Source organism: Cryobacterium flavum (genome assembly GCF_900103805.1).
Classification (GTDB): Bacteria; Actinomycetota; Actinomycetes; order Actinomycetales; family Microbacteriaceae; genus Cryobacterium; species Cryobacterium flavum.
Genome location: NZ_FNIB01000001.1, coordinates 16557 through 43556, shown reverse-complemented (window position 1 = coordinate 43556; position 27000 = coordinate 16557). Strand labels below are relative to the sequence as shown.

At 67.0% G+C, this 27000-nt stretch carries 20 protein-coding genes; 9 read left to right on the top strand and 11 right to left on the bottom strand.

Annotation, left to right across the window (positions count from 1 at the left end; all coding sequences use genetic code 11):
* Nucleotides 1–7: 7 nt before the first annotated feature.
* A complete protein-coding gene (locus BLS91_RS00165) occupies nt 8–973 on the bottom strand; it encodes a phosphoribosylaminoimidazolesuccinocarboxamide synthase (RefSeq protein WP_092338754.1) in 966 nt (321 codons plus the stop codon).
* Between the two features lie 129 nt (nt 974–1102).
* Nucleotides 1103–2368 carry a phosphoribosylamine--glycine ligase gene (purD, locus tag BLS91_RS00160; RefSeq protein WP_092338061.1) on the bottom strand — a complete coding sequence of 422 codons (1266 nt, stop codon included), beginning with the start codon at nt 2366–2368 and terminating at the stop codon, nt 1103–1105.
* A gap of 52 nt (nt 2369–2420) precedes the next feature.
* On the opposite strand from purD, the gene BLS91_RS00155 reads away from it, so the two are divergent.
* Both BLS91_RS00155 and BLS91_RS00150 read left to right on the top strand, forming a co-directional pair.
* Nucleotides 2421–2789, top strand: a complete 369-nt coding sequence (locus BLS91_RS00155) for a sterol carrier family protein (protein WP_092338059.1) — start codon at nt 2421–2423, stop codon at nt 2787–2789.
* A gap of 208 nt (nt 2790–2997) precedes the next feature.
* Nucleotides 2998–6954: a lamin tail domain-containing metallophosphoesterase family protein gene (locus BLS91_RS00150; protein WP_092338057.1), complete on the top strand. Its 3957-nt coding sequence runs from the start codon at nt 2998–3000 to the stop codon at nt 6952–6954.
* 144 nt (nt 6955–7098) lie between these two features.
* Here BLS91_RS00150 and BLS91_RS00145 read toward each other — a convergent pair whose 3' ends face one another.
* Nucleotides 7099–8016, bottom strand: a complete 918-nt coding sequence (locus BLS91_RS00145; RefSeq protein ID WP_092338055.1) for a ribokinase — start codon at nt 8014–8016, stop codon at nt 7099–7101.
* Nucleotides 8017–8054: 38 nt separating this feature from the next.
* Between BLS91_RS00145 and BLS91_RS00140 the strand changes: the two genes are divergently transcribed.
* Genes BLS91_RS00140 through purM form a run of 3 tightly spaced genes read left to right on the top strand, consistent with a single transcriptional unit; the run spans nt 8055 to nt 11200 of the window.
* On the top strand, nt 8055–8498 hold the full coding sequence (locus BLS91_RS00140) for a hypothetical protein (protein ID WP_092338053.1): 444 nt from the start codon (nt 8055–8057) through the stop codon (nt 8496–8498).
* A 12-nt stretch (nt 8499–8510) separates the two neighbouring features.
* Nucleotides 8511–10100 carry an amidophosphoribosyltransferase gene (purF, locus tag BLS91_RS00135; RefSeq protein WP_233197286.1) on the top strand — a complete coding sequence of 530 codons (1590 nt, stop codon included), beginning with the start codon at nt 8511–8513 and terminating at the stop codon, nt 10098–10100.
* Nucleotides 10097–11200: a phosphoribosylformylglycinamidine cyclo-ligase gene (purM, locus tag BLS91_RS00130; RefSeq protein ID WP_092338051.1), complete on the top strand. Its 1104-nt coding sequence runs from the start codon at nt 10097–10099 to the stop codon at nt 11198–11200. The genes purF and purM overlap by 4 nt, the downstream gene beginning before the upstream one ends.
* A gap of 244 nt (nt 11201–11444) precedes the next feature.
* Here the strand turns inward: purM and BLS91_RS00125 are convergent, their stop codons facing one another.
* Nucleotides 11445–11732: a DUF3073 domain-containing protein gene (locus tag BLS91_RS00125; protein ID WP_092338049.1), complete on the bottom strand. Its 288-nt coding sequence runs from the start codon at nt 11730–11732 to the stop codon at nt 11445–11447.
* Between the two features lie 152 nt (nt 11733–11884).
* Here BLS91_RS00125 and BLS91_RS00120 point away from each other — a divergent pair, with 152 nt between their 5' ends.
* Nucleotides 11885–12970, top strand: coding sequence for an NAD(P)-binding domain-containing protein (locus BLS91_RS00120; protein WP_092338047.1), 1086 nt, complete (start codon nt 11885–11887; stop codon nt 12968–12970).
* A gap of 6 nt (nt 12971–12976) precedes the next feature.
* Here BLS91_RS00120 and BLS91_RS00115 read toward each other — a convergent pair whose 3' ends face one another.
* From BLS91_RS00115 to BLS91_RS00100, 4 genes are all read right to left on the bottom strand, one after another.
* The gene (locus tag BLS91_RS00115; protein ID WP_092338752.1) at nt 12977–15106 is read right to left on the bottom strand and encodes an APC family permease; all 2130 of its coding nucleotides are present in this window, start codon (nt 15104–15106) and stop codon (nt 12977–12979) included.
* Between the two features lie 82 nt (nt 15107–15188).
* A complete protein-coding gene (locus BLS91_RS21085; protein ID WP_420838484.1) occupies nt 15189–15947 on the bottom strand; it encodes a PadR family transcriptional regulator in 759 nt (252 codons plus the stop codon).
* Nucleotides 15944–16822 (bottom strand): DUF4097 family beta strand repeat-containing protein, encoded by an 879-nt coding sequence (locus BLS91_RS00105; protein ID WP_092338045.1) that lies wholly within the window; start codon nt 16820–16822, stop codon nt 15944–15946. The genes BLS91_RS21085 and BLS91_RS00105 overlap by 4 nt, the downstream gene beginning before the upstream one ends.
* A gap of 86 nt (nt 16823–16908) precedes the next feature.
* A complete protein-coding gene (locus tag BLS91_RS00100) occupies nt 16909–17703 on the bottom strand; it encodes a CPBP family intramembrane glutamic endopeptidase (RefSeq protein WP_092338043.1) in 795 nt (264 codons plus the stop codon).
* Between the two features lie 118 nt (nt 17704–17821).
* Between BLS91_RS00100 and BLS91_RS00095 the strand changes: the two genes are divergently transcribed.
* The gene (locus BLS91_RS00095) at nt 17822–18988 is read left to right on the top strand and encodes a M20/M25/M40 family metallo-hydrolase (protein WP_092338041.1); all 1167 of its coding nucleotides are present in this window, start codon (nt 17822–17824) and stop codon (nt 18986–18988) included.
* Here the strand turns inward: BLS91_RS00095 and BLS91_RS00090 are convergent.
* Entirely contained in the window at nt 18975–19433 is a 459-nt protein-coding gene (locus tag BLS91_RS00090; RefSeq protein WP_092338039.1) for a pyridoxamine 5'-phosphate oxidase family protein, read from the bottom strand. The two genes, BLS91_RS00095 and BLS91_RS00090, sit on opposite strands and share 14 nt — an antisense overlap.
* 278 nt (nt 19434–19711) lie before the next feature.
* Nucleotides 19712–20317: a membrane protein YczE gene (gene yczE, locus BLS91_RS00085; protein ID WP_092338037.1), complete on the bottom strand. Its 606-nt coding sequence runs from the start codon at nt 20315–20317 to the stop codon at nt 19712–19714.
* Between the two features lie 63 nt (nt 20318–20380).
* Here yczE and yczR point away from each other — a divergent pair, with 63 nt between their 5' ends.
* The gene (gene yczR, locus BLS91_RS00080) at nt 20381–21841 is read left to right on the top strand and encodes a MocR-like transcription factor YczR (protein WP_092338035.1); all 1461 of its coding nucleotides are present in this window, start codon (nt 20381–20383) and stop codon (nt 21839–21841) included.
* A gap of 26 nt (nt 21842–21867) precedes the next feature.
* Nucleotides 21868–25065: an efflux RND transporter permease subunit gene (locus BLS91_RS00075; protein ID WP_092338033.1), complete on the top strand. Its 3198-nt coding sequence runs from the start codon at nt 21868–21870 to the stop codon at nt 25063–25065.
* A gap of 240 nt (nt 25066–25305) precedes the next feature.
* Here BLS91_RS00075 and BLS91_RS20900 read toward each other — a convergent pair whose 3' ends face one another.
* Nucleotides 25306–26961: a peptidoglycan DD-metalloendopeptidase family protein gene (locus BLS91_RS20900; RefSeq protein ID WP_134505219.1), complete on the bottom strand. Its 1656-nt coding sequence runs from the start codon at nt 26959–26961 to the stop codon at nt 25306–25308.
* Nucleotides 26962–27000: the final 39 nt, after the last annotated feature.

Below are 27000 nucleotides of genomic sequence, written 5' to 3'. Positions count from 1 at the left end.
GGTGTGCTCAGGCGCCGGTGAGGCGTTCGAGAAGTTCTCGATAGCGGGCCGCGGTCTGCTGCACGATCTCCGTCGGCAGCTCGGGCGGAGTGCCGGTGCCGTCCCAGTTCGCCGCGAGCCAGTTGCGCACGATTTGCTTGTCAAAACTGGCCATGCGGGTTTCGGAGGTGGTGCCGGTTCGCCAGGCTGCGGCATCCCAATAGCGGCTGGAGTCGCTGGTGAGCACCTCGTCGGCGAGCACGGTCACGCCGGTGTGTCGGTCGGCACCGAACTCGAACTTGGTGTCGACGAGAATGACGCCGGCCTTCTCGGCGATCGTTCCGGCGGCCTGAAACAGGGCCAGCGAGAGGTCGCGCAGTTCGGCGGCAATGGTGAGCCCGACGAGTTCGACGGTGCGCTCGAACGAGATGTTCTCGTCGTGCTGGCCCATCGGGGCCTTCCAGGCCGGGGTGTAGATGGGTTCGGGCAGGCGGTCGCCGTTCTGCAGCCCGGCCGGAAGCGATATGCCGCACACCGACTGGGTTTCGAGATATTCCTTCCAGCCGCTGCCGGTGAGGTAGCCGCGCACGACGCACTCGATCGGGTACATGTCGAGGGTGCGGCAGAGCATGGCCCGGCCAGCGACGCTCGAGGGAATGAGCTCGCGCACGGCGCTGCCGACCTGCTCGTGGTCGGCGATGAGGTGGTTGGGCACACCGGTCAGCCGGTCGAACCACCACAGGCTCAGGGTGGTGAGCAGCTCGCCCTTGCCCGGAATTCCGGGCTCGAGCACGTGGTCGAACGCGCTCACCCGGTCGCTTGCGACCACGAGCACGCGGGCTGCGGTCGTGAGGGAGGGAGTATCCGTTGTCTCGCCGTTCTCGAGATACAGGTCGCGCACCTTGCCCGAGTAGACGCGGGTCCACCCGTCCAAGACGGCAACGGATGCGGGGGACTCGTGCTCAGATTGGCTCACCCGTTCATTCTCCCGCATCTCCACGCGGCATAACTCCTGCAGAAAATCTGCCCGACACATCGGACCCCTGAAATGACGGGCAAGTTTGGGCGCCGGTCAGCAGATTGCAGGAGTAATGCCGATGCCGATGCCGATGAGGGAGAGCGGTCAGGCCACGCGGGCGGCAATATCCGTGCGAAAATGGGCGCCGGCGAGGGATACGTGGCCGAGAGCCTCGTAGGCGCGAGCCCGAGCCTCGGCGAAGGAGGCACCGACGGCGACGACGCTGAGCACCCGCCCGCCCGTCGAGACGAGCCTGCCATCGTCAAGCCGGGTCGCGGCGTGCGCGATCGTGACGCCGTCCACGGCCAGGGCGGCCTCGAGCCCGGTGATTTCGCGGCCGATGAGCGGGGTGTCCGGGTAGTTCTCGCTCGCCAGCACGACGGTCACCGCCACGTCGGCGGAGAATTCGGGCCGGGGCAGGTCGCCGAGCACGCCGGTCGCGGCGGCCAGCAGCAGGCCGGACAGCGGCGTGACCAGGCGCGGCAGCACGACCTGCGTCTCTGGGTCTCCGAAGCGCGCGTTGAATTCGATCACGCGAATGCCGGCATCCGTCAAAATGAGCCCACAATAGAGCAGCCCGACAAAGGGAGTGCCCTCGGCGGCGAGCTGACGAACGGTCGGAAGCGCGACGGTCTCGATGATCTCGTCGATGAACGCGGTCTCGCTGCCGAATGAGGCGTCGAGCCAGGGCAGCGGGGAGTAGGCGCCCATGCCGCCGGTGTTGGGGCCGGCATCGTGGTCGAGGGCACGCTTGTAGTCCTGGGCGGGGGAGAACGGCAGCACGTTCTGGCCGTCGCTGAGCAGAAAGAGCGAGATCTCCTGCCCGTCGAGAAACTCTTCGATGAGCACGCTGCCGTGTTCGAGCCAGTACGTCGCGTGCGCGAGGGCTGCCGGCCGATCCGGGGTTACGAGCACGCCCTTGCCGGCGGCGAGTCCGTCGGCTTTGACGACGTAGGGGGCACCGAACTCGTCGAGGGCGGATTCGGCCTCGGCGAGGGTGCCGGCGCGCACGGCCCGGCCGGTGGGAACGCCGGCCTCATCCATGATGCGTTTGGCGAAGGTTTTGCTGCCCTCGAGCGCGGCGGCGGCTTTGTCCGGCCCAAACACGGCAATGCCGCGCTCGCGCAGGGCGTCGGCCACGCCGGCCACGAGCGGAGCCTCCGGGCCGATCACGACGAGCTCAACGCCGTGCAGCACCGCGTAGTCGGTCACGGCCACCGGATCGTTCGGGTCGAGCGCCACGACCGGCACCTCGGCGGCGATACCGGCATTGCCGGGGGCGCACTCCACGCTCGGACGCGGCTGCTCACGAAGCAGCGCGGTGATGATGGCGTGCTCGCGGGCACCGGAACCAAGGACCAGAATTTTCACCGTTTCAGGCTACCCGATGCCTCGCGCCCGCCTGATCCGGCAGACTGGGACCATGGCACGAGCGCGCATCGACGACGGAGCCGGCCGGGCGGCCGTGCGGGCCGCGCTCGCCGAAGGCGCCAGCGCGAGCCGGGATATCCGTGCCCAAGCCGTGCGCTACACCCTGCAACTGCTCGCGGAACAGGCCGAGGGCAACACCCTCGAAGTGCGGGTGCCGCCGTTCGGCGCCACGCAGTGCATTGAGGGACCGCGGCACACTCGCGGTACGCCGCCCAATGTGGTCGAAATGGATGTCGCCACCTGGCTCGGCCTCGCGACCGGCACCCTCGCTTTCGCCGACGGCGTCGCGTCGGGCGCCATCCATGCCTCCGGGGCCCGGGCCGACCTGACCGGGCACGTGCCGGTGCTGCCCCTGAACTAGCGCGTACCGAACTGCGGAGATTCCGGCCGATATCTGTGGAATAAGGCTGGAAACGCTCGTCGTGCTCGGTATTTCCGTGGTTATGAATCGCATCCCCAGTACGCGGGACTGATTCGGAGCGGCCCCGTCCGTTCACCGGGACGTCACAGGCCGGACCTTCGACGCCCCTAGCTTGAGCGAGACCGCCCATGAAACAAAGGCCTGCTCAGTGCGCATTCTCTCCCGTTCCTTCCGTCCGTCGCTGACCGCGCTGGGCCTCGTGCTGTTGATCGGCGGAGCGGGTATGATCGCCCCGGCTGGTTCGGCCATGGCGGCCACCGACATGGCGACTCCCGCTCCCTCCAACGCCGACACCGCGCCGCTGCAGATCACCGAGATCACGCCCGACACGACCAACGTCGGATCGGCCGACGGCGGCGAGTTCATCGAGGTGTACAACGCCACGAATGCCACCATCAACTTCGGGGACTACACGCTCAACTACCTGTATCCGCTCGCCGACCTCACCAACAGCGGAACGGTGCTCTGGCCAAGCACCCCGACCGACGTGGTCATCGCGCCCGGCGGAAACCTCGTCTTCTGGATCAAGAACGGCCAGAACGACGCCCTCACCGACTCTGATTTCAACGCCGCATTCGGCTCCAACCTCACCATGGGTCGTGATCTGGTCGAGGTCTTCAGCGGCGGAATGGCCAACGGTTCGGCGCGCGGCATCGAAATTCTGACCAACACGGGTTTCAGCGTCAACACGGCCTATTACAACCTCGCCGGCGCAGACGACGTCGACCCCAACGTCGGCATCCAATACGGCATCGACACTAGCAATCCCGGGCGGCAGCTGAACCTCGGTAAGGCCGCAGCCAATCCGGGCAACGTTTTCGCGGCACAGGTGCCGAGCGACCTCAAGAACGTCGCCGCCGACACGACCGCGCCCGTGATCACCGATCACACGCTCACGGAGATCGACCCGGCGTACAACTTCGCTCTGTCGGCCACCGTCACCGACAACGTGCAGGCACGAACCGTCGAGCTGCACCTCAAGAGCAATATCGACGCTGAGTACGCGACCACAAACCTGTCCACCGACGGCGCCGACGGCTACCGGTACGACTTGCAGCGGGTCGACCTCACCGGCAAGCGGTGGTACGAGTACTACTTCACGGCCAATGATGGCAGCAAGGAGTCCATCTCTCCGACAAAGCGCGTAGACCTCACCGGGGTCGACAACTCGCCGGTGCGCCTCAACCTCACCGACGGCCAATTCGTCGCCGGCAGCACGATGATGTCGGCCGCCGGCGACAGCAGCACCGACGGTATGACCCTGGACATCGACGGCCAGACCGTAATAACGAACCCCGAGCTGGAGTTCGCACCCCAGTTCGTGTTCGAGGTCACCGCCGTGAACACCTTCTTTCAAAACGGCGTGCTCGTCGGCACCGACGTGCTGCGCATCTTCGACGACGGAATCCCCGAGGGCTGGGAAACCATCGGGACCCCGGTGCCGCTCAGCTACGTGACGCAGGGCGAGGACCTGGTCGTCAGCGTCTGGGCCGGCTCGAAAGTAGCCCCGGAGATCAACCCGAACGAAAACAACGACGACTTTCAAATTCGCAACCCGCGCCTCGTGCTGCCCGACGGCCGCAGCCTTCAACCCGACGGCTACACCGATCCCACCGCCGTGCTCAACATGGGCGACAGCGCCGGCCGGTTCGACTTCTACGACGCGAGCTTCACCATCCCGGACGACGCGTACATGGCCGTTGCCCACGCCTGGGACACCACCGCCGTCGCCGACGGTGCACACACCGTGCTCGCGAGCAACGGCGTCGACGCGGTGACCCGCACGATCACGGTCGACAACACGGCTCCCGTTGTCACGACATCCGCTGTGGCTGGCCAGCTCTACCAGGGCGAGTTCATGCTCAACGGTGCGGGGACGGATGCCGGTGCCGGCTTCGACTCGCTCGTCGCGACCCTCGACGGCCGAGTCATCGAGCTGCCCTATGCGACCTCGTCGATCAAGCTGGCCGACGGCGAACACGCCCTGCTGCTGAGCGCCCGGGACACGGTCGGCAACGTCGGCGAGCTCAGCACCGTCTTCTCCACTCCGGTCGAGGAACCCGGCAACGAACTGATCACGCCACTCGACGGCGCCGTCGTCGATGAGGGGCCGCTCGGCCTTACTGCACGGGCAACCGACCCGACCGGTGACCAGCTCGACGTCACTTTTCGGCGGGGATTCGTGGCATCCGCTGCTGACGCCAGTGTGCGCGGCTATTCGGGTACCACGGCCATTGCGAACGGCACCGATCGGGGCACCAGAACACTGCTGACCGGGGACCAGGTCACTGCAATGGCGCGCCTGGATGGCGCGATCGAGCCGGTCACCTCGGACTCGCAATTTCCCTACCAACTGTTCGAGGTGGACGTGCCAGCGGATGCCGGCGCCGACTTCACCGCGCGGGTGCGCTGGGACGGCACGGCGAACGCCGACGCCAAGGTGCTGCTCTACGTGCAGAACCTGGCGACGGGAGTGTGGGAAGAATTCGACCGGCACGTGACCATCGGGGCCGGCGCGACCGAGTTCACTCTCGACGCCATGGTGCCCGCCGTGGACCACGTGCAGAACCAGGTCATGACCGTGCTGATCCAGCACTCCGAGGGCTTCGCTGGCGCCGACCTCTCCGATCGGTCGAGCACCTTGCCGGTCAACAATGTGAACGACACCGCACGGTCGAACTACGACTTCACCCTCGCCGTTGAATCGGACACCCAGTATTACAACGACACGTTCTACCAGCGCCAGCTCGACATCCACGACTACCTGCTCGAGCAGCGCGCCGCCGTCAACCTGCAGTATCTGTTCCACACTGGAGACATCGTCGACAACTTCGAAGACGAACACCAGTGGACCAACGCCAACGCGGCCTACAGCATGCTCGACGACGCCCAGTTGCCCTACGGTGTACTGGCCGGCAACCACGATGTCGGCCAAAAAGACGCCGACTACGCCGCGTACAAGACCAATTTCGGGGCCGAACGCTACGACGCCAACCCCTGGTACGGCGGCACTTTCGAAGACAACCGCGGCCACTACGACCTGATCACGGCCGGCGGAATCGACTTCATCATGCTCTACCTCGGCTGGGCGCCGAGCACGGAGGGCATCGCCTGGCTCAACGAGGTGCTGGCCCAGTATCCCGAGCGCACGGCCATTCTCAACCTGCACGAGTACATGCTCACCACCGGCGGCCTCGGGGCGGTGCCGCAGCAGATCTACGACGAGGTCGTCGCACCCAACGCCAACGTGGCCATGGTCTTCTCCGGGCACTACCACGACGCCTTCACGCGCATCGATCAGTTCGACGACAACGATGACGGCACCCCCGACCGCTCGGTCTACCAGATGCTGTTCGACTATCAGGGCCTGCCGGAGGGCGGCCAGTCCTTTCTGCGGCTGCTGCACTTCGACAACGCCGCCGAACAGATCAGCGTGCGCACCTACTCGCCCTACCTCAACGCGTACAACTCCGACGATCCCACTCTCGACCTCGAGCACCAGGAATTCACGGTTCCCTACGCGGCCTTCGGCATGACATCGATGCAGAAAACCCTCGCGACGGATGCCTTCACCGTCGACATCCTGACGACCACCCCCATCGCCGCCTTCGAGGCCGTGGCCAGCGGCACCGCAGTCACCGCGAGCTGGAACCCCGGCATCGGCACCCACGGCTGGTTCGCCTACTCCGAAGATCCTCACGGAGCTGCCGCCTACTCCGAGGTGCGGCGTCTGACCGTAGCCGCGCCGGTCGTGCCAGAGGCGATCGTGCCCGAGGTTGTTCCACCCGCGGAACCTGGGCCCAGCACGTCCATTTCGTCGCGGGTCGTGGTTCCGGCCGTGCTCACGGCTGCCTCGCAGGCCCTCGCTGACACCGCCAGCGCAGCGCTCGCGGCCGAGATAGCCGCCGCACACACGGATGCTGCCGCCACCGCCCCATACGCCGCCCCCGGTGCCGACACCCCGAGCGACGATATCGGTGCCGCCGGGGAGGTCACCGTCGTCGATGACGTCGTGCCGTTCAACATCTGGATCCTGGCGCTGATCCTGCTCGGCGCAGTAGCTGCGGCCGCAATCGCCGTGGTGACAATCCGCGCGCGCCGCTAACGGGCCCAAGAGTCAGCACGGTCCTGAGACATCACGCGAGGTTTCGTGGGGCGGATGTGGCGGTGTGGCGCGAGTTGCCATCTTCAGCCCCTTGGCGGCGTCTCATGGGGCCGAAAGTGGCATCTCGCGCGCGCTGCGCAGCTGTCAGGTGAGGATTGCTGCGACTTCGGCCGAAACCGGCATCGAGGTGGTGGCGCCGGCGCGGGTCACCGCGATTGAGGACGCCACCGTGGCGTAGCGCACAGCCTCGATCATCTGATCGGGGGTTACGGCGGTGCCGCGCCCGGAATCGACCGCCAGGCGCGCTACGAGTGCTCCGACGAAGGTGTCGCCCGCCGCCGTCGTATCGACGGCCGTCACCGGGCGGGCCGGCGCGAGCCCGAGGGCCTCGCCGTCAAACGCCACGACCGACCCTTCCGAGCCCAGGGTCACGATCGCCCAAGTCTGCCCGGCGCTCAGCACCTCGGCGGCACGCACCGGGTCGCTTTCCCCGGTGAGCGCGGCGGCTTCGATCTGGTTCGGCACGACCAGGTCGACCGAGGAGAGAAAACCGGCGGGCAGCGACACCACCGGCGCCGGGGTCAGCACGGTGAACACACCCGCCGCGCGGGCAACCCGGATCCCCTCGACCAGCACAGAAACCGGCAGCTCGCACTGCATGACGAGAAAGGCTGAGTCGGCCACGATCGCGCGCTGCTCCACACTCAAGGTGGTCACGGTGGCATTGGCGCCCGACACCACGACGATCGAATTCTCGCCGCTGTCCACGACGGAGATGTGGGCGGTGCCGGTGGGGGCATCCGCTGTGGCCAGTTCGGTAGAACGGATGCCCTCGGTCGCCAGCAGCGCGCGCAGTTGCGTCCCGTAGGCATCCGCTCCTACCGCTCCCAGAAAAGTCACATCCGCTCCCAACCGGGCGGCGGCGACCGCCTGATTGAGCCCCTTACCGCCCGGAACCGTCGTGAAACTGGCCCCGAACATCGTCTCGCCGGGACGGGGGAGTCGCGCCTGGCGTACGACGAGATCCATGTTGGCGCTTCCGAGTACGGCAATCGTGTTCATATAGTCAGTCTCGCATCTGCCCATGGGACAATGAGCGGGTGAGTTCTTCCGAGCAGCCCAGCGCTGAACAACCCCAAGACCCGTCGACCAGCAGCGGCGGTGCGACGGCACCTGGCAGCGCCGACGAGACCGTGCTGGCTGAGGCGACCGTGACCGTGCACCGGGCCCCGCGCTACCGCAACTTCATGCTGCTCGGAGCGGTCCTCGGTGTGCTGCTCGCCCTCATTCTCACGGTCTCCTTTCCGGAGAATGATGAGTACGACCGGGCACAGATTTTCGGCTTTCTGCTGCTCGGAGGCCTAGCCGTCGGCACAACCCTCGGTGCCGCTGTGGCGCTGGTGATCGACCGTATTGTGGGTCGATCGCGAATGACGGTGGTCGCCGATAGACTGGGCGCGAACGAACACAGCACCAACGACCGTGCCGCTGAGCCTGGCTCCGGCACCCCCAACGATGATTCCCAAGCGTTCAACGAGAAGTAAAGAGGCTGCGGCTTGCCCGGTGGCGACGGACTGTTAAATCACGATCTTCTTCCCAATGAGAAGGGCCCACAAGATGCTTGTGGTGTCTTCGGAGTGTGGGCTCCCGGCGAAGAGGTAGCGAAACTCAGCTACTTCGGCCTGTATGCCCTGCAACATCGAGGCCAGGAATCGGCCGGAATCGCCACGAGCGACGGCACCAAAATTCTCATTTACAAAGACATGGGACTCGTCTCGCAGGTCTTCAATGAGGCTTCGCTGAGCACCCTGCTGGGGCACATCGCCGTCGGGCACACCCGCTATTCCACGACCGGATCGTCGAGCTGGCAGAACGCCCAGCCGACGCTCGGGCGTACCGCGAGCGGAACGGTGGCCCTCGGCCACAACGGCAACCTCACCAACACCGCCGAGCTGCTGCAGCTCGTGCACGAACGCTACCCGCAGGTTGACGGTGAACTCGCCCGCGGCAACACCACCGACACCGCCGTGGTCACCGCGCTGCTCACCGGCGACCTCGACCACACCCTCGAAGCCACAGCGCTCGAGGTGTTGCCACGGCTCCGCGGCGCCTATTGCCTCGTCTTTATGGATGAAACCACCCTCTACGCGGCCCGCGACCCCCAGGGTGTGCGGCCGCTGGTGCTCGGCCGCCTGGAACGCGGCTGGGTCGTCGCCTCCGAGACCGCAGCCCTCGACATCGTCGGTGCCAGCTTCGTGCGCGAGGTTGAACCGGGTGAGCTCATCACCATCGACGAGAACGGGCTGCGCACGCAGCGCTTCGCTAAGGCCGACCCCAAGGGCTGCGTCTTCGAATACGTCTACCTCGCCCGCCCCGACACCACCATCGCGGGTCGCGGCGTGCACGAGGCCCGGGTCGAGATGGGCCGCAAGCTCGCCGCCGAGTACCCGGTCGAGGCCGACCTCGTCATCCCCACCCCGGAATCCGGCACCCCGGCAGCCATCGGCTACGCGCAGGCATCGGGCATTCCGTTCGGCCAGGGCCTCGTCAAGAACTCCTACGTCGGGCGTACCTTCATCGCGCCGTCGCAGACCATCCGGCAGCGTGGTATCCGCTTGAAATTGAACCCGCTCAAGAACGTGATCAAGGGCAAACGTCTCATCGTGGTCGACGACTCGATCGTGCGCGGCAACACGCAGCGTGCACTCGTCAGCATGCTGCGGGAGGCCGGCGCTGCCGAGGTGCACGTGCGCATCTCGAGCCCGCCGATCACCTGGCCGTGTTTCTACGGCATCGACTTCGCCAGCCGTGCCGAACTCATTGCGACTGGCCTCGAGATCGACGAGGTGCGCCAGTCGATCGGCGCCGACAGCCTCGGCTACCTCTCCGAAGACGGCATGATCGCCGCCACCGAGCAGCCGCGCGAACGCCTCTGCACCGCCTGCTTCACCGGCGTCTACCCGATCGCGCTGCCCGAAGCGCAGCACCTCGGCAAGAACCTGCTGGAGCGACCGGCAGCGGCAAACGGATGCGACCCCGGTCCGGATTCCGACCTGGAAGCCGTGCTGGCACCCGCCGCACGCAAAGAAGAAGCCCTGGCCCGCCTGGGCCAGGTGCCGTTCGGTGACCCGGGAAGACCAGAATGAGCAACTCCTCATATGCAGCAGCCGGAGTCGACACCCGGGCTGGTGACCTCGCGGTCGAGCTCATGAAGTCGGCCGTCTCTAAGACGCACGGCCCCGAGGTTTGGGGCGGTGTCGGTGGTTTCGCCGGATTGTTCGACGTGTCGTTCCTCACCAAGTTCCGTCAGCCCCTCCTGGCCACGTCAACAGACGGTGTCGGCACCAAGGTCGCTATCGCACAGGCCATCGACAAGCACGACACCATCGGTCAAGACCTGGTGGGCATGGTCGTCGACGACATCATCGTCGTCGGAGCACGCCCGCTGTTCATGACCGACTACATCGCCTGCGGCAAGGTCGTCCCCGAGCGCATCGCCTCAATCGTGGCCGGCATCGCCCGCGCCTGCTCCGAGACCGGAACCGCCCTCGTCGGCGGCGAAACCGCCGAACATCCCGGCCTGCTCGGCCCTGACGACTACGACGTGGCCGGCGCGGCCACCGGCGTGGTCGAAGCCGACCAGGTTCTCGGCGCCGACAGGGTCGTGTCCGGCGACGTCGTCATCGCCATGGCCTCGAGCGGCCTGCACTCCAACGGCTATTCGCTCGTGCGTCACATCCTGGCGCAGCGCGGCATCGGTTACACCGACACCTCGGCCGACCTCGGCGGCATGGTCGGTGAGGTTCTGCTCGAGCCGACCCGGCTGTACACCGGGCCGCTGCTCGACGTGATCAACGATCCAGAGCTGGCAGGCGCTATCCACTCGCTCAGTCACGTCACCGGCGGCGGCATAGCGGCGAACCTCGCCCGCGTGCTGCCCGTCGGATCCTGGGTCGAGGTTGACCGCTCCACGTGGTCCCCGGCCCCGGTGTTCCGGGTTCTCGGTGACATGGCCGGCTCCACGCTGGAAAGCGCCGAGGGAACCTGGAACCTCGGAGTGGGCATGTTTGCGGTCGTGGATGCGGCATCCGCTTCGTCGGTCATCGCCCGGCTGGCCACGAGCGGCATTCCCGCCTGGGTCACCGGTCGGGTCTCGCGCGCCGCTCACGACCTGACCGGATTCGAACAGGGCGCTAAGGGCGTCAACGGTGGCGCTGTGCGTCTTGTCGGGGCCTACGCGAGCTAACCCCGCGCCCCAGCGCCTCGGGCGGTGCGAGCGCACGAGTGGGGGCGCGGGCTGCGCCGGGCCCGGTAGCGCCCGGCGCGGCCGGTTGGTGCACGCGCTGCAGCGGTCTGACTGCGCGCGTGGCGGGCCAGGCGCGCAAGCAGTGAACGGTTGCGCGACCCGTGATCAACGAATCGTGGCGACTACGAGTCGCGGCAGCGCGAGCGGATGCCGCGAACGGATGCTGCGAACGACGAGGGCGGCGTCAGGCGCGCTTCTTCTCGTCTTCGGTGGCGTAGTGGTCGACGTAACGGTCATCGTCACCGTCGGGATCGTCGTCATCGTCAGCGGAATCAGCGGTGCCAGCGTCAGCGGACTTCTTGGCCTTGTCCGCTTCGTACTCCGGCCACTTGGCGAGATCCTCGTCGAGACGCGGGTCGGACGGATGCCCGGTGAGCTCGCGTTCGAGCGCGTTGTAGTTGGTATCCGGGCTGAAATACTTCAACTCCCGAGCTACCTTGGTGTGCTTTGCTTTTTGACGGCCGCGCCCCATGCGTGACCCCCTTACGATGCCAGGCCGAGCGAGTCGCGAGACCCTCGGGATTTGCCGAACGGAATGTGTAAAAACTAGGGTTTAGTTTAGCATGATGGGCCTTGCGCCCCGCGGACGCCGTTCGCAAGGCTAATCCGTAGGAATGGGGCGATATGACGGGCACTGTCAGCATGCCCATCGTCATCATCGGCGCCGGCCAGGCCGGACTCTCCGTGGGTTTCTACCTGCGCCGGTTCGAGCTCGTGGCCGGCCGGGACTTCATCATCTTCGACCGCGGACCGGGCACCGGCGGTGCCTGGCAGCACCGCTGGCAGGCCCTGCAACTCGGGTCGGCGCACCGCGTCAACGATCTTCCCGGCATGAAAGACCTCGGCCTGAGCTTTGACACGGCCGACCGAAACCTGCCGGCCCGCGACGTCGTCAGCGACTATTACCGCGACTATGAGCAGCACTACGAGCTGAACGTGGTGCGCCCGGTCACCGTGACCAGCGTGGCACCGCTGCAGTCCGACCTGGTCGTAGCCACGAGCTCACCCCTCTTCGGCGACCAGAAGACCAACGCGCGCATGATCGTCAACGCGACCGGCACCTGGGGAGCGCCGTTCGTGCCGCACTACCCGGGCGCGAGCACGTTCGAAGGAACGCAGGTACACACCGCGAGCTATGTCTCGAGTGAGGCGTTCGCCGGCCAGCGGGTGATCGTGGTGGGCGGCGGCACGTCGGCGATCGGCTTTCTGCTCGAGCTTGAGGGGGTGGCCAGCGACCTGACCTGGGCGTCACGTCGCCCGATCGACTTCAGTCACACCGACGAGCTCGCCGAGGTGACCGCCGTCGCGGCCGTGATGCAACAGGATCGTGCGGCCCGTGCCGGCAAGGCCCTCCCGAGCATCGTCAGCGGCACCGGAGTGCCGGTCACCCGCCGCATCGCGGCCGGCATCGACCGTGGGCTGCTCGTGGCCCGGCCCATGTTTGCGAGCATCGAACCGACCGGGGTGCGCTGGAGCGACGGAACCTTCACCGAGGCCGACGCGATCGTCTGGGCATCCGGTTTTCGGCCGGAGCTGCGGCACCTGGCCCCGCTCAAACTACGGGAAAAGGCCGGCGGAGTCTCGGTTGGTTCCGGTGCGTCCTGGACCGATTCGCGCATCTTCTTCGCCGGGTACGGTCCGCAAGCCAGCACGGTCGGCGCCAACCGAGCCGGACGCATCATTGCGCGCCAGATCATGGCCAAGCTGTAACAGGCGCTATTTGCGCTTGCGCCGACGGGATGCCGAGGGTCGCGACTGCGGCGGAACGGTTCCGCTGGTCGTGGTCGACTTGGTCGCAGTGTCGATCGCTCCGTTTGGCGGTGCGAGCGGCCGTCGGGAAACCGGGCGCGAACGTACCGGCTCGCCGCGACGGTCCTGACCGGGAATGGGGCGGGATCTGCGGCCGTAGATGAGTTCGGAGGAGTCGAGCAGCCACGGCACGAGGGCGATCGTGACGCCGTGCACGAGCATCAGCTTCTGGCGCAGGCGGCGAGCCTTGTGGTTGTGCAGCAGGCCCTCCCACCAGTGGCCGACGATGTAGATGGGGGTGTACACGGTGATGACTTCGGAGCCGTGATCGTCGCGGCGGCCACGAATGTAGTTGATCAGCGGCCAGCTGATGTCGCGGTAGGGCGAGGCGACGATGCGCAGCGGAACCTGGATGTTCTGCTTCACCCAGGCGCGTTTGAGCTCCTTGGTCTCAATGGTGTCGATCGAGACGTGCACAGCCTCGAGGCTCACATGCCGCGCGGCGATGGCGTAGTCGAGTGCTTTGAGCACCGGCTTCTGCATCTTGCCGACGAGCACGATGGCGTGGTCGCCCTGCGAGCCGAAGGTGGTGATCGGGTCGACCTCGATCTCCTTGGCGACGTCGCGGTAGTACCGGTTGACGCCCATCATGAGAAAGAACAGCACCGGCATCATGACGAACACGAGCCAGGCGCCGTGGGTGAACTTGGTGATGGTGACGACGATGAGCACCACACCGGTCAGGGCGGCACCAAAACCGTTGATCGACAGGCTCAGGATGATCGAGCCCCGGTTCGGCGGGTTCTTCTTCAGCAGTTTGATCCAGTGCCGCACCATGCCGGTCTGGCCGAGCGTGAACGATACGAACACACCGATGATGTACAGCTGGATCAGTACGGTGAGGTTGGCCCGGTAGACCACCATGATCACGCAGGCCGCGAGGGCCAGCAGCACCACGCCGTTCGAGTAGATCAGGCGGTCGCCGCGGGTGCTGAGCGACTTCGGCGCATAGGAGTCGCGGGCGAGCACTGATCCGAGCAGCGGAAAGCCGTTGAAAGCGGTGTTCGCAGCGAGCAACAGCACGGCCGCTGTGGCCGCCTGCAGCACGAAGAACATGATGGAGAAGTCGCCGAACGTTGCCGCGGCGACCTGGGCGATCAGGCTGCGCTGCGGAGCTGTGGCGCACTCGGCCCAGCCGATCAGGTCGCAGGCGCGTTCCGCGTAGTGCACCTGGGAAATGAGCGCGAGAGTCGTTAGCCCGACGAACAGCACGATGGCGATACCGCCCATGAGGGTGAGCGTGCGCTGGGCGTTCTTGACCTTGGGGTGTTTGAAGGCGGGCACGCCGTTGGCGATGGCTTCGACGCCGGTGAGGGCGGAGCATCCGCTCGCGAAGGAACGCAGTAGAAGCAAGATGAAAGCGGCCTGCGCGAGGTTCTCGCCCTTCACGTCATAGCCGGCCGATTCGGCCACCGGCGCATCGCCGAGCAGCGCGCGAACCAGGCCGACGACGATCATGAGCAGTACGCTGCCGATGAACAGGTAGGTCGGAACGGCGAAGGCCTTGCTTGACTCCCGTACGCCGCGAAGGTTGGCTGCTGCGAGCAGGATAATGAACACGACGGCGAGTTCGACGCGCAGGGGGGCCAGCGCGGGTATCGCCGAGATGATGTTGTCCACACCACTGGCAACCGACACGACCACGGTCATCACGTAGTCCACCAGCAAAGCGGATGCGACGACCAGACCGGCCTTCTCACCCAGGTTCTTGTGCGCGACTTCGTAGTCGCCGCCGCCCGAGGGGTAGGCCTTGATCAGCTGGCGATAGGAGGCGACGACAACGACGAGCAGCACGACGACGACCGCGGCAACCCAGGGCGCGAAGCTCAGAAAGGCGAGCCCGCCGAGGGTCAGGATCATGAGGAGTTCTTGCGGCGCGTAGGCCACGCTCGACAGTGGGTCGCTCGCGAAGATGGGGAGGGCGAGGTGTTTGGGCAGCAGTTGGCCGTCCAAATGCTCGGTTGGGAGCGGATCGCCGATGATCCACCGCTTGGGTGAACGGCTTTCCGGTACTGGGGCGTTCGCCTCGGGTGTCACGAGGGACGACACTACACCTACGACGGCCCCTGTCAAATCCGCCTCTGTTCTTGGGCGATTCCTGGGGCCGTCGTCGGCGCTGCTAGGGGTGGAGGGTGGCGAGGATGCTTGCGCGCACGTCGGCCAGCTGCCGACGAAGCGACGGCACAGTTTGCGACGGGACATTGGAGTGGGCGGCCTGCGTTCGGAGGTCCGTGCGCAGCTGCTGCCGGAACTCGTTCAGCACCATGTCGGCTTCGTTCAGGGCGCGGCGGGAGTCTAGGCGAGCAGACGTGTCCTCGTTCGGGGAGGTCGGGGTCAGTGATGTGGGCGGTTTGTCGGGCGACGTTGGGGCCGCGTGCGGGGGCGGGCCTGCGGACGGGGGCGTGGGGGCCTCCCAGGTGGACGAGCCCGTGGGGTCCCACGATTCCGGCGTGCCGTCGTAGCCACGCGGGGCCGAGGGCGACGACGCGTCGCGCGCCTGTCGGGCGGCCGAGGCGAGGTCAGCCCGCAGGGTCTTCATGGCGGAGTTGACTCCGGTGCGCACCTGGTCGGCCAGACGCCGCACCGAGTCGGTCACCTCGTCTTCGATTGCGCCGAGTTCACCTTCGCGGGCGTGCAGTTCGGCGCGGCCGGCGTCGGTGATCTCGTAGACGGTCTTGCGGCCATCCGCTTGCTTGGTGACGAGGCCCTCCTCCTCGAGCTTGGCCAGCCGCGGGTAGATCGTGCCGGCGCTCGGGCTGTAGGTGCCGCCGAAGCGGTCGCTGAGTGCCTGGATCAGCTCGTAGCCGTGCCGGGGTCGCTCGGCCAGCAGGCTCAGCAGGTATAGGCGCAGGCTGCCGTGGGCGAACATGGCACTCATGCCGGGTCCTGGGAAGAGTGGACCGCGGCGGGCGCTGCGGCATCCGCTTGCGTGGTCGATGCGGGGCTCGTGATCTCGCTGCGCACGACCGAGATGTCGCCGGACACCGAGTTGGAGCGCACGTCGACCCAGCTGCCGTCGAGGGCGCCGGTGGAGCCCTCGTAGCCCTTGCCGAACGCGGTGCGCACGGTGTGGTCGTCGAGCTGCAGCGTGCCGGAGAGGGTGTTCAGGTGGTAGCGCGCGGCGACGCCCGGCTCGAGCCGCACGGTGAGGTTACCGCTGACCGAGTTCGTGACGATCTGGTCTGGCGTGCCGGTGACGTCGAGGAACACGTTGCTCGAGACCCCGTCGAGCGTGAACTGACGGATGCTGCCGCTCGCCGTGATATCGCCGGATACCGTGTGCACGGTCAGCGCTCCCACGTGATTGCGCACGGAGATTTCGCCGTTCACCGCGTTGAGTTCGAGGTCGCCCAGCACGTCGTCGATCACCAGGTCACCGGAGACGGTACTGAGTTTGGCGTCATTGCGGAGGCCCGAGACAAGGGCGTCGGCCGAGACCACGCCAAAGCGCAGCGCGACGTCGCGGGGAACCGAGATGCTCACCTCGGCGCGTGCGGTACCGCGGAACGAGGCGAAGACCTCGATGAAGTTGTCCCAGCGCAGCTGCGGGTGGTCGATCTCGAGGCGGTCGCCGTCCATCGAGATCTTCAGGTCTTTGCCGGTAACGCCGTGCACTTCAATGCGAGCGCCGGGTTCGTCATGGCCGATGATGTCGACCGTGCCGGCGATGAGGCCGACCTTGAGCTTGCGCACCAGTTCGACATCGATAATCTTGGTCTGCCCGGGGGCGACCAGCCATTTTTCCAGTGACACTGGGTTGTCCTTTCAGAGGTAAACTCGCGCTATATCGCGTGTTCTAAAGGACACGATATATCGCGTTCCTGAGAGGCGCAAGAGGGTCAGTACAGAAAAATGTTCAACCAGTCGCGATTGTGAGCGTGCACGAGCACGAGGAACACCACGACGTCGAACAGAAGGTGCACACAGACCACGTAGGTCAGTGACCGGGTGCGGGCAAACGTATAGCCCTGCAGCAGCGCGAACGGCACGGTGAGCAGCGGCCCCCAACTCTGATATCCGAGCTCCCAGAGAAACGACGAGAAGATCACCGCCTGCAGAATATTGGCCTGCCAGTCGGCAAAATGCCGTCGAAGCAGGGCGAAGGCGATGCAGATGAAGAACAGTTCATCCCAGATGCCCACGAAGCCCACGCCCACGAACAGTCGGGCGATCTCATCGGGCTGGGTTACCGCCGGCCAATTCTGGTACGCGCCGCTTCCGATGAAGTAGCTCGGCAGAATCAAGTACCCGAGCAACACCACGATCGGCAGGTACGCCTTCTCGAGGGTGGTCCAGCGCTGCCCGGTGCGAATCGGAAACCGAATCGCGTGATCCTTGAAGTAGTACCGCGAGAGGAGGTACGGCACGAGCACCGAGAGACTCAGGACGGTGCCCATCAACGCGATGTTCGGGTAGCTGATGTTCGCCTCGACCGAGATCGTGCTGATGATGCCGAGGCCCACGGCAATGAGCAACAGGTCGCGAAACAGGGCCCGGTTGATCAGAAACGCGAGCACGAGGGCTGCGGCGAGCACGAAGTAGCCGGCAAGCGGCATCCTCACGGCAAACAACAGCACAGCGGATGCGCTCACCAGCGCCGCCGGAATCAGCCCCCACCGTGATGTTGTGCCCATGCTGCACCCTACCCAGCGCAGTTCCCAGTTCCCAGTTCCGCGAGAGCGGAAAAAGTGTTGCAGCAGCCCCCGGAAGCGGCGATTTTCCCGCTCTCGCGAGAGGGCCTAGATTCGAAGGATGTCCCGCTTACCCTCCGAGAGCGACCCGGTCGCGATTTTGCAGCAGCTCGTGCGCATCGATTCGGTCAACCCCGACCTCGTGCCGGGAGCCGCCGGGGAGGCCCGGATCGCGGCTTGGTGCGGCCAGTGGCTGCGCCAGCAGGGTTTCGAGGTCACCGTGCTGGAGCAGACCCCCGGGCGTCCGTCGGTCGTCGGCGTCAAGCGCGGCACCGGCACCGGCCGCTCGATCATGCTCAACGCCCACCTCGACACGGTCGGCGTCGCGACCTACGCCGGCGACCCGTTCAGCGGCGAGCTCCGGGACGGCCGGGTGCACGGGCGCGGGGCCGTCGACACCAAGAGCGGACTCGCAGCGATTCTTGTGGGAGCGGCGCGGGCATCCGCCGGCGAGTTGGCCGGCGATGTGATCGTGACGCTGGTCGCCGACGAGGAATTCGGCAGCATCGGCACCGAGGAGGTGCTGCGCACAGTGAGCGCCGACGCCGCCCTGGTGATCGAGCCGAGCAGCCTTGAACTCACTACCGCCCACCGCGGCTTCGCCTGGTTCGAACTCGAACTGACCGGCTTGGCCGCACACGGCTCGCAGCCCGAGCTGGGCGTCGACGCCATCTGGCATGCGGGCCTCGCGCTCGGCGCCCTCAACGGCCTGCGGCAGCGACTTCACGCGGAACCGGCCCACCCCACGCTCGGCCACGGCGCCGTGCGGGTGTCGAAGATCGCCGGCGGCGACGATGCGGCCACGGTCGCGGCCCACTGTGTGCTGACCCTGGAACGACGGATGCTGCCGGGCCAGTCCCCGGAGCAGGTCGAGTCCGAGCTGCGCGCGCTGTTCACTGCTTTGGCAGTGGAGGAGCCGAAGTTTCAGTTCACGCTGACGCGGCTGGTGGCGCGGGCGGCCTTCGAGGCCGAGCCACACTGGCCCATCGTTCGGGCGCTGACCGGCAACGCCGAGCGGGTGCTCGGACGCCCGGCGGTCACGCGCGGCGAACCGTTCTGGACCGATGCCGGGCTCATTCTCGAAGCCGGAATTCCCTGCGTCGTGTTCGGCGCTGACGGCGAGGGCCTGCACGCCGATACCGAGTGGGCCGACGCCGAGTCGGTGCGGGCACTCGCGAAGATTCTCGAGGGCACGATCACCGAGTTCTGCGGGCCTACAGCCGGCTGATTCGCTTCCACCCCCGGCCCTCGTGCCAGGACTCGATGATCAGGTGTGTGTTGTCGGGATCGATGTAGGTGAGCACGACCTCGTGCACCCGCAGCTCGAAACTCGAAGACCCCGGCGGATCGGCCGGGTTGGGCTCTTTGGTTACCAGCACGCCGGCCAGTTTCGCGTCGCCGGCCCAGTCCGACGGCTGACCTGCCGGGGGTTCCAGGGTGGGCGAGTGGATGGCCACCCGCCGGTCGCGCAGCACGTCGTGCAGCTTCTGCGAATCGGGCATCATGCCCAGGGTGATGCGCTCGGGCTCGAACACGAGCTCGGTGCCGCTGATGCGCGGGGAGCCGTCCCGGCGCAGGGAGGCCATCGTCTTGTTGGTGCCGGCGTCGAAAATTGCGCGAACCCTTGAAGCGAATTGCGGCGCATCCGCTTGAACTTCCTGCCACGTTGCCATGCCATAAACGGTACTCCGGGGCACCGACACTGAAACATGACATTGCCGCTTGACCTTGACGCCAGGCAGCCGCGGCGCGGGGCATCGACCCGGCTGGTGACGAGGCGCACGGATTGGCCAAGCGGCAGTTCGAGTGGTTGCGCGGCATTCCAGGGACGCCGGGTGGGTCACCCGCTCCTCGCTCAGAACTCACAACCCCGCAGGAAACCCAACCGCCTCGCTCCTTGCTTCGCAAGATTGCTCGGCCTCGCCTCGCTTCGGCTTCGGTGCGGCTCCTGCTACGGCGTGGGAACGAGGGCGGCGGGCGCGGGGCGCTTGATCGCAAAGAGAGGGAGAGTGCGCTGGCAGAGGGGGCCGATCAGCACGGCGAACAGCGCGGTGCCGATTCCCACGTTGCCGCCCAGGGCCCAGCCGATGCCGAGCACGGTCACCTCGATGCCGGTGCGCACGATCCAGATCTTCCAGCCGGTGCGCTTGTGCAGACCGGTCATCAGGCCGTCTCGCGGGCCGGGGCCGAAGTGTGCCCCGATGTAGAGGCCGGTGGCGACGGCAATCATCATCAGGCCGGCGGCGAACAAGAGCACCCGCAGCCACAGGTCGAGGTCGGCCGGAATGAGCCACAGGCCGACGTCGGCCGCCGGGCCCACGAGTACGGCGTTCAGCAGCGTTCCGGAGCCCGGCTTCTGGCGGATCGGAATCCACAGCACCAGAACGACCGCACTGGTCAGAATCGTGATCAGCCCGAAGCCCAGGTGGGTGTGGTTGTCGATTCCCTGGGTGAGCACGTCCCAGGGGGCCACTCCGATGCCGCCACGCACGATCAGAGCAATGCCGATTCCGTAGAGGAAGAGGCCAATAAGCAGTTGCGTGATTCGACGGGTCATAGTTGCCAATCCAATTGCATAACTGGCCTGTTATCAAGATGCCAATCTGACTAGGGTGGCCTCATGAGCGAGAATCACCTGAGTGCTCGGGGCCTCGATACCCTGTTAGGCGAGTGGCGCGGCGGAGCGAGCGCGTATCGCGCCTTGAGCGATCGCATCCGCTTGCTGACCCTCGACGGGCGTATCCCCACCGACAGCCGCCTGCCCGCCGAACGTGATCTGAGCGAGCGCCTCGGTGTCAGTCGAACCACGGTGACGGCGGCCTATCGTGAGCTGCGCGACGCGGGCTACCTGCGCAGTGTGCGCGGGTCGGGCAGCATCGTGCGGTTGCCGGGGGCCGGCGCGCCCAGCCCCACTCCGGAAACGGAGGGAATCCTGGACTTCAGCAAGGCCACGATGCCGGCGCTGCCCGGCCTGGCGGATGCCGCAGCGCACGCCGCCGCCGAGCTACCGCGGCACCTGGATGACTCCGGGTTCGACCCCGTGGGCATTCCTGAGTTGCGGGCTGCGATTGCCGACCGCTATACCGCTCGCGGCCTGCCGACCGCGCCGGAGCAGATCATGGTGACCCTCGGCGCCCAGCACGCCATTGCCCTGCTGGCCCGCGTGCTCGTCGGCCGCGGAGACCGCGCCCTGATCGAATCACCGACGTATCCGCACGCGGCCGAGGCCCTGCGTGCGGCCGGCGCCCGCCTCGCCGCCGTGAACGTGTCGGCCGGCGGGCCGGGTGACGACCCGGGCACACGGGGCTGGGATGAAGCCGCCCTGCTGCAAACGCTTCAGCGCAGCAGCCCGGTCGTCGGCTATCTCATGCCCGACTTTCACAATCCCACCGGCCAGAGCATGCCGGCCGAGCAACGCGAACGGGTGGCCTCTGCCGCTGCGGACGCGTGCACAACCCTCATCATCGACGAGACCATCGCCGAACTTGACATTGACCGCGCTGGCGAGTTTCTGCCGTTCGCGGCCTGCACCGACATGCGGTCGGCACCGCGAGTGGTGAGTGTCGGCTCGGTGGGTAAAACCGTCTGGGGCGGCATGCGTATCGGCTGGATTCGCGCCGAACCGGCGCTCATTAGCAAGCTCGTGGCCGCTCGCTGCACCAATGACCTCGGCACCCCCATTCTCGAACAGCTCATCGTGACGCGGCTGCTCGCCGACATGCCCGCCATCCTGGCCGGCCGCCGTGAGCTGCTGCGCGTGGGCCGCGACCACCTGGAACGCCGCCTGGCCGAGACCTTCCCCGACTGGCAGGTGCCGCACGTCGACGGCGGCATCACCGCCTGGGTCAACCTCGGCCGTCCCGTGAGTTCGCAGCTCACGCTCGCGGCGCGCAGCCACGGCCTGCTCGTGCCTGCTGGTCCGCGGTTCGGCCTCGATGGCGCTTTCGAGCGGTTCCTGCGATTGCCTTTCTCACACTCCGCCCCGGACACCGACCGGGCCGTCGACGCGCTGGAGGCCGCCTGGGGGTCGCTGCTGCGGCATCCGTTCGCTGATACCGGGTACCTGGCCGAGGTGGTCTGACCCGCGCGCACTGGCATACTGAGCGGGTGCATTTTCTCGCGGTAGTGAGCATGAAGAATCGGGCGTTGATCGCCCTCATCACCATTGTGGCGGCCGTGTTCGGCAGCCTGGCCCTGACCGGGCTCAAACAGGAGCTGATTCCGTCGCTGCAGCTGCCGCAGTTGCTCGTGTCCACGAGCTATCCGGGTGCGTCGCCGCAGGTGGTCAACGACGACGTATCGACCCCGATCGAGACGGCCATTCAGGGCCTGGTCGGCCTCGAAACGACGTCGACGACGAGCAGCACGAACTCCTCGTTGGTGAGCGCCACCTTCACCTACGGCACCGACCTGGTCAAGGCGGAATCCCGCATTGACCAGGCCATCAACCGCATCAAGAGCGTGCTGCCGGCCGACGTCGACCCGCAGGTGATCAGCGGCAGCATCGACGACTTTCCGGTGATCTCGCTCGCGGTCGCCTCAAGTGATACCGTGGCGCTTGCCGACCAGCTGAAACGCAGCGTGCTCGGCGATATTCGCGACGTGGCCGGCGTGCGCGATGCCGCGTTGGTCGGCGATATCGGCCGCCGCGTCACGATCACGCCCAACGCCGATGAACTCGCCGCCCGCGGCTTCAGCACCCAAAACCTGCGCGATGCGCTGCAGCAGAACGGGTCGCTGATTCCGGCCGGCACCATCACCGAGGGCGACACGACCCTGTCGGTGCAGGCCGGCGGCAAGCTCGGCTCGGTCGACGACATCAGCGCGCTCCCGTTGATTGCTGGTTCCACCGGTCTCACCGGTGTAGCGGATGCCGCCCCCGCGACCATCGGTGACGTCGCCACGGTCGCGCTCGTCGAAAACCCGATCACGAGCATCTCCCGGGTGAACGGCGAACCCGCCCTCACCATCGCCGTCACCAAGGTTCCCGCTGCGAACACGGTCGACGTGTCGAAGGCGGTGCGCGCGATTTTGCCGCAGCTTGAAGCCGCGGTCGCGCCCGCGACGTTCACGGTCGTGTTCGACCAGGCGCCGTTCATTCAGCAGTCGATCGACGCGCTCACCCAGGAGGGCCTGCTCGGCCTCGGCTTCGCGGTGATCGTGATTTTACTGTTCCTGTTGTCGGTGCGGGCCACCCTCGTCACGGCCATCTCCATTCCGACCTCGGTCCTGATCACCTTTATCGGGTTGCAGAGAGTGGGCTATTCGCTCAATATCCTCACTCTCGGCGCGCTCACAATCGCCATCGGCCGGGTCGTCGACGACTCCATCGTGGTGATCGAGAACATCAAGCGGCACCTCGTGGCGGGTGCCGACCGCGCCGCCACGATTGTCTTCGCGGTGCGCGAAGTGGCCGGAGCGATCACCGCCTCGACCATCACGACGGTCACCGTCTTCCTGCCGATCTCCTTTGTCGGCGGGTCGACCGGCGAACTGTTTCGACCGTTCGCGCTCACCGTGACGATCGCCCTGCTGGCCTCACTGCTGGTGTCGCTCACCATCGTTCCCGTGCTCGCGTACTGGTTTCTGCGGGCGCCCAAGGCCGTCACGGCTGACCAAACCGCGCTCGCCGCCGAACCGGAGCCGGCGATTCTGGAGACCGGCGGGCACTCGCGGCACGCGGCCGCGGCATCCGCTTCGACCGGCATGGCACCAAACCTGCCAACGCGACTGTCGGCGGCGGCCGAGGCCGGCGAGAACCCGGGGCGGCTGCAGAAGGGCTATCTGCCGGTCATTCGGTTCACCCTGAAACACGCCGTCGCGACGCTTTTGCTCGCCGTGCTCGTGCTCGGCGGAACGGCGGCGCTCGTGCCGTTCATGAAGGTGAATTTTCTCGGGTCGACCGGGCAGGACACGTTCCGGGTGACCCAGACGCTGCCGGTAAGCAGCAGTCTGGCCGCGCAGGATGCGGCATCCGCTTCGGTCGAAAAAGCGCTGCGTGACCTGGACGGAATCGACATCGTGCAGCTCTCGATCGGCGGAGGAAGCGCCGCGAGCGCGTTCCGCGGCGGGGCGCCCACGTCGAGCGCGGTGACCTATTCGATCACCACCGCCGACGGCGCCAACGCCGATACGGTGCAAAATCACGCGCGCACGGCCCTGGCCAAACTGGGCGACGTGGGCGAGATCTCGGTCGCCGCGGCGAGCGGTTTCGGGGCGTCCTCCGACATCGCCGTCGATATCACGGCCGCAACGGATGCCGACCTGCAGACCGCGACCACCGCCATTCTCAGCGCGGTACAGAAACTTGGTGCGATCAAGGAGAGCGCGAGCACCCTCGCCGCCTCGCTGCCGTATCTGGCCGTCACCATCGATCGGGAGGCGGCCGCCACGGCCGGTCTGAGCGAATTCGCTCTTGGAACGCTCGTGTCGCAGGCCATGCAGCCGAGCGCGATCGGATCGATCGTGATCGACGAGACCAACCTCACCGTCTACCTGTCGGCGCAATCGCCGCCGACGACTGCCGCCGATCTCGCGGCCCGGCAGATTCCCACGCGCACCGGAGCTGTGGCCCTGGATACCCTCGCGACCGTGGAACAAGTCGACGGTCCGAGCACGCTCACCACGGCGAAGGGGCTGCGCACGGCGACCGTATCGGCGACCCCCGCGAGCGATGACCTGGGCACGGCGAACGCGCAGCTGGGCCAGATGCTCGCCGACACGGCGCTGCCGACCGGGGCAACCGCAACCCTCGGCGGGGTCAGCGCCGATCAGGCCGAAGCCTTTTCGCAGCTCGGGATCGCGATGCTCGTGGCCATTCTCATCGTCTACATCGTGATGGTGGCGACGTTCCGCTCGCTACTGCAGCCGCTGCTGCTGCTCGTGTCGGTGCCGTTCGCGGCGACGGGGGCCATCGCACTGCAGGTCGTGACCGGCATTCCGCTGGGGGTGCCGTCGCTGATCGGCGTGCTCATGCTCATCGGAATCGTGGTCACCAACGCCATCGTGCTCGTTGACCTGGTCAACCAGTACCGTCGACGCGGCCTCTCGGTGCCCGACGCCCTCGTGGCCGGTGCCAGCCGACGGCTGCGGCCCATCCTGATGACCGCCCTGGCGACGATCTTCGCGCTGCTGCCGATGGCGATCGGCCTCACCGGCCACGGCGGATTCATCTCGCAGCCGCTCGCCCTCGTCGTCATCGGCGGTCTGGTGTCGTCGACGGTGCTGACGCTGATCGTGCTGCCGGTGCTCTACCTGCTGGTCGAGGGCACGCGCGAGCGGCGTTCGGTGCGTCGGGTCGCCTGAATTCGGTGCGAGAGGCTAACTTCGGCCCCTTGATTCTTGCGAGATGCCATTTTCGGCCCCTTGGCCGGGGTCCAAGGGGCCGAAAATGGCATCTCACGGGTGGTGGACGGGTCCCGTGGGGCCGAAATGGCATCTCCTGCGTTGAATGTGACCTGCCGCAGCGGATGGCCGATAGCGGCCCCCGAGGATCGGCTGCCGGTGACGCAGTCGCGGTGCAACCAGCACGACGTGCAGATGCCGTCAGCCTCCGAGCACGACGCCGCGAAGTAGGAAGAAGGGCTGCGGGTCGATGCGCACGCCGTCGACCCGCACCTCGACGTGGGTGTGGCAGCCGGTGGACAGACCGGTGCTGCCGACACTGCCGATTCGTTGGCCAGCGGCGACGGGATCACCGACAGTGACGAGCGTTTCACCGGTGGCGAGGTGGGCGTAGCCCGTCTGCACCCTCTCACCGTGGTCGATCAGGATCCAGTTGCCGTAACTTCCCACGGAGCCCACTGCGCGAACGATTCCGGCGGTGGCGGCGAAGACGGGCGCTCCGCAGCTCGACCCGATGTCGGTGCCGTGGTGGAACGCGCCGACTCCGGGGAGCGGGCGAACCGGGCGCGGACCGTAGGCATCCGTGATGGGTCCGCGTGCCGGGTTGGCCCAGCCCTGGTCGCTCAGCTGCCCGACGTCGGTGCGCACGATCGGGCGCACGTCGATGGCGGCCAGGCTCGCGGCGGCGGTCGCGGCCTGCGTTGCTGCGGCGACCAGGTCGAGGCCGGCCCGCTCGAAGTCGCTCGTGGCCGCGTCGAGTGTGGCCTGGCTGGCGTCGACCGACACCGTGCTCGCGGCGGCGCGCGTCTCGGCATCTTGCTGGTTTAGCCGCTCTGCGCGCGCTGAGTCGGCCTCGGCGCGCGCCTGGATCGTCTCAATGTTCTCGCTGACGCGGTCCAGTTGGTCAAGGGTGCTGAGCTGATCGAGCACATTGCCCAGCGAATGCCCGCCGAGAAAGACGTCGGCGACGCCGGCACCGCTTTGTTGCTGGGCCAGCTTGCGCGCGAGGACCGCGAAGCTGCGCCGGGAGACGGCGGATTGCTGTGACGCCTCCAGCGCAAGGCGGTGCACGAGGGAAGCACGACCGAGAGCGATCGACTGGCTCGCGCGTGTTGATTCCAGTTCGCGGCGCGCGGTGTCAAGGGCGACCTGCGCGGTCTGCGAGCGGGTCAGCGCGGTCGCCAATACTGCGGCTCGCTGAACGGTCAGTTCCTGGGCGGCGGAGCGCTCGGCAGCGACCCGTTCGGCGGCCGTCCGCTGCGCCGCGAGTGCCTGGGCTGCGGCCGCGCGCGCCGTTGCCTGAGCGGATACCGTGGCCGCGGCTTGTGCCGCGGTTGCCGCGGTATCAATCGGTGTAACCAGGTTGGGGGCGACGGTTGGGTCGGGGGTTGGCTGCGGAGTTTCGGTCACCGGCGGGACGGGACCATCACTGGGTTCAGGAACGGGTGCCTCGGTCGGTGTTGGTGTGGATGTCGGCTCTGCGGTCGGTTCGGGGGTCTGTTCGGGGGTGGGCTCAGGGGTCGGCGCGACGATCGGTTCAGGCGTGGGCTCCGGCGTCGGTGTCGACGCCGGAGTAGGCGCCGACACGGGGTCCGGCGCGGGCGCGGTTGGTTCAGGCGTGGGCGTGGGCACCGGCTCCGTCATGGCGCTCACGACGGGCGTCGGCGTGGCCGACGAGCCCGCTGGCAGGTCGTCGGCGCTGGCCGCGATCGGTGCGCCGAAGAGTACGAGGGCCGTGACAACGACCGCGGCGAGCCAGCCGTCGCGACGAACCAGCATCCGCTTAACAGTGGCCCGATGCCGCGGTTTCGCTCGCCCGAACCGCACGGTGCGTTGGCGCTTCGCGGGTGGCAACATTGCAGAACCTGATCCATTTCGGGTAATGGATTTACGCGG

What these genes read in the sequence shown, in the direction of transcription:
- BLS91_RS00165 (WP_092338754.1), bottom strand. Translation starts at nt 973, where the DNA reads ATGCGGGAGAATGAACGGGTGAGCCAATCTGAGCACGAGTCCCCCGCA.
- BLS91_RS00155 (WP_092338059.1), top strand. Translation starts at nt 2,421, where the DNA reads ATGGCACGAGCGCGCATCGACGACGGAGCCGGCCGGGCGGCCGTGCGG.
- BLS91_RS00145 (WP_092338055.1), bottom strand. Translation starts at nt 8,016, where the DNA reads ATGAACACGATTGCCGTACTCGGAAGCGCCAACATGGATCTCGTCGTA.
- purM (WP_092338051.1), top strand. Translation starts at nt 10,097, where the DNA reads ATGAGCAACTCCTCATATGCAGCAGCCGGAGTCGACACCCGGGCTGGT.
- BLS91_RS00125 (WP_092338049.1), bottom strand. Translation starts at nt 11,732, where the DNA reads ATGGGGCGCGGCCGTCAAAAAGCAAAGCACACCAAGGTAGCTCGGGAG.
- BLS91_RS00120 (WP_092338047.1), top strand. Translation starts at nt 11,885, where the DNA reads ATGACGGGCACTGTCAGCATGCCCATCGTCATCATCGGCGCCGGCCAG.
- BLS91_RS21085 (WP_420838484.1), bottom strand. Translation starts at nt 15,947, where the DNA reads ATGAGTGCCATGTTCGCCCACGGCAGCCTGCGCCTATACCTGCTGAGC.
- BLS91_RS00100 (WP_092338043.1), bottom strand. Translation starts at nt 17,703, where the DNA reads ATGGGCACAACATCACGGTGGGGGCTGATTCCGGCGGCGCTGGTGAGC.
- BLS91_RS00095 (WP_092338041.1), top strand. Translation starts at nt 17,822, where the DNA reads ATGTCCCGCTTACCCTCCGAGAGCGACCCGGTCGCGATTTTGCAGCAG.
- BLS91_RS00090 (WP_092338039.1), bottom strand. Translation starts at nt 19,433, where the DNA reads ATGGCAACGTGGCAGGAAGTTCAAGCGGATGCGCCGCAATTCGCTTCA.
- yczE (WP_092338037.1), bottom strand. Translation starts at nt 20,317, where the DNA reads ATGACCCGTCGAATCACGCAACTGCTTATTGGCCTCTTCCTCTACGGA.
- yczR (WP_092338035.1), top strand. Translation starts at nt 20,381, where the DNA reads ATGAGCGAGAATCACCTGAGTGCTCGGGGCCTCGATACCCTGTTAGGC.
- BLS91_RS20900 (WP_134505219.1), bottom strand. Translation starts at nt 26,961, where the DNA reads ATGTTGCCACCCGCGAAGCGCCAACGCACCGTGCGGTTCGGGCGAGCG.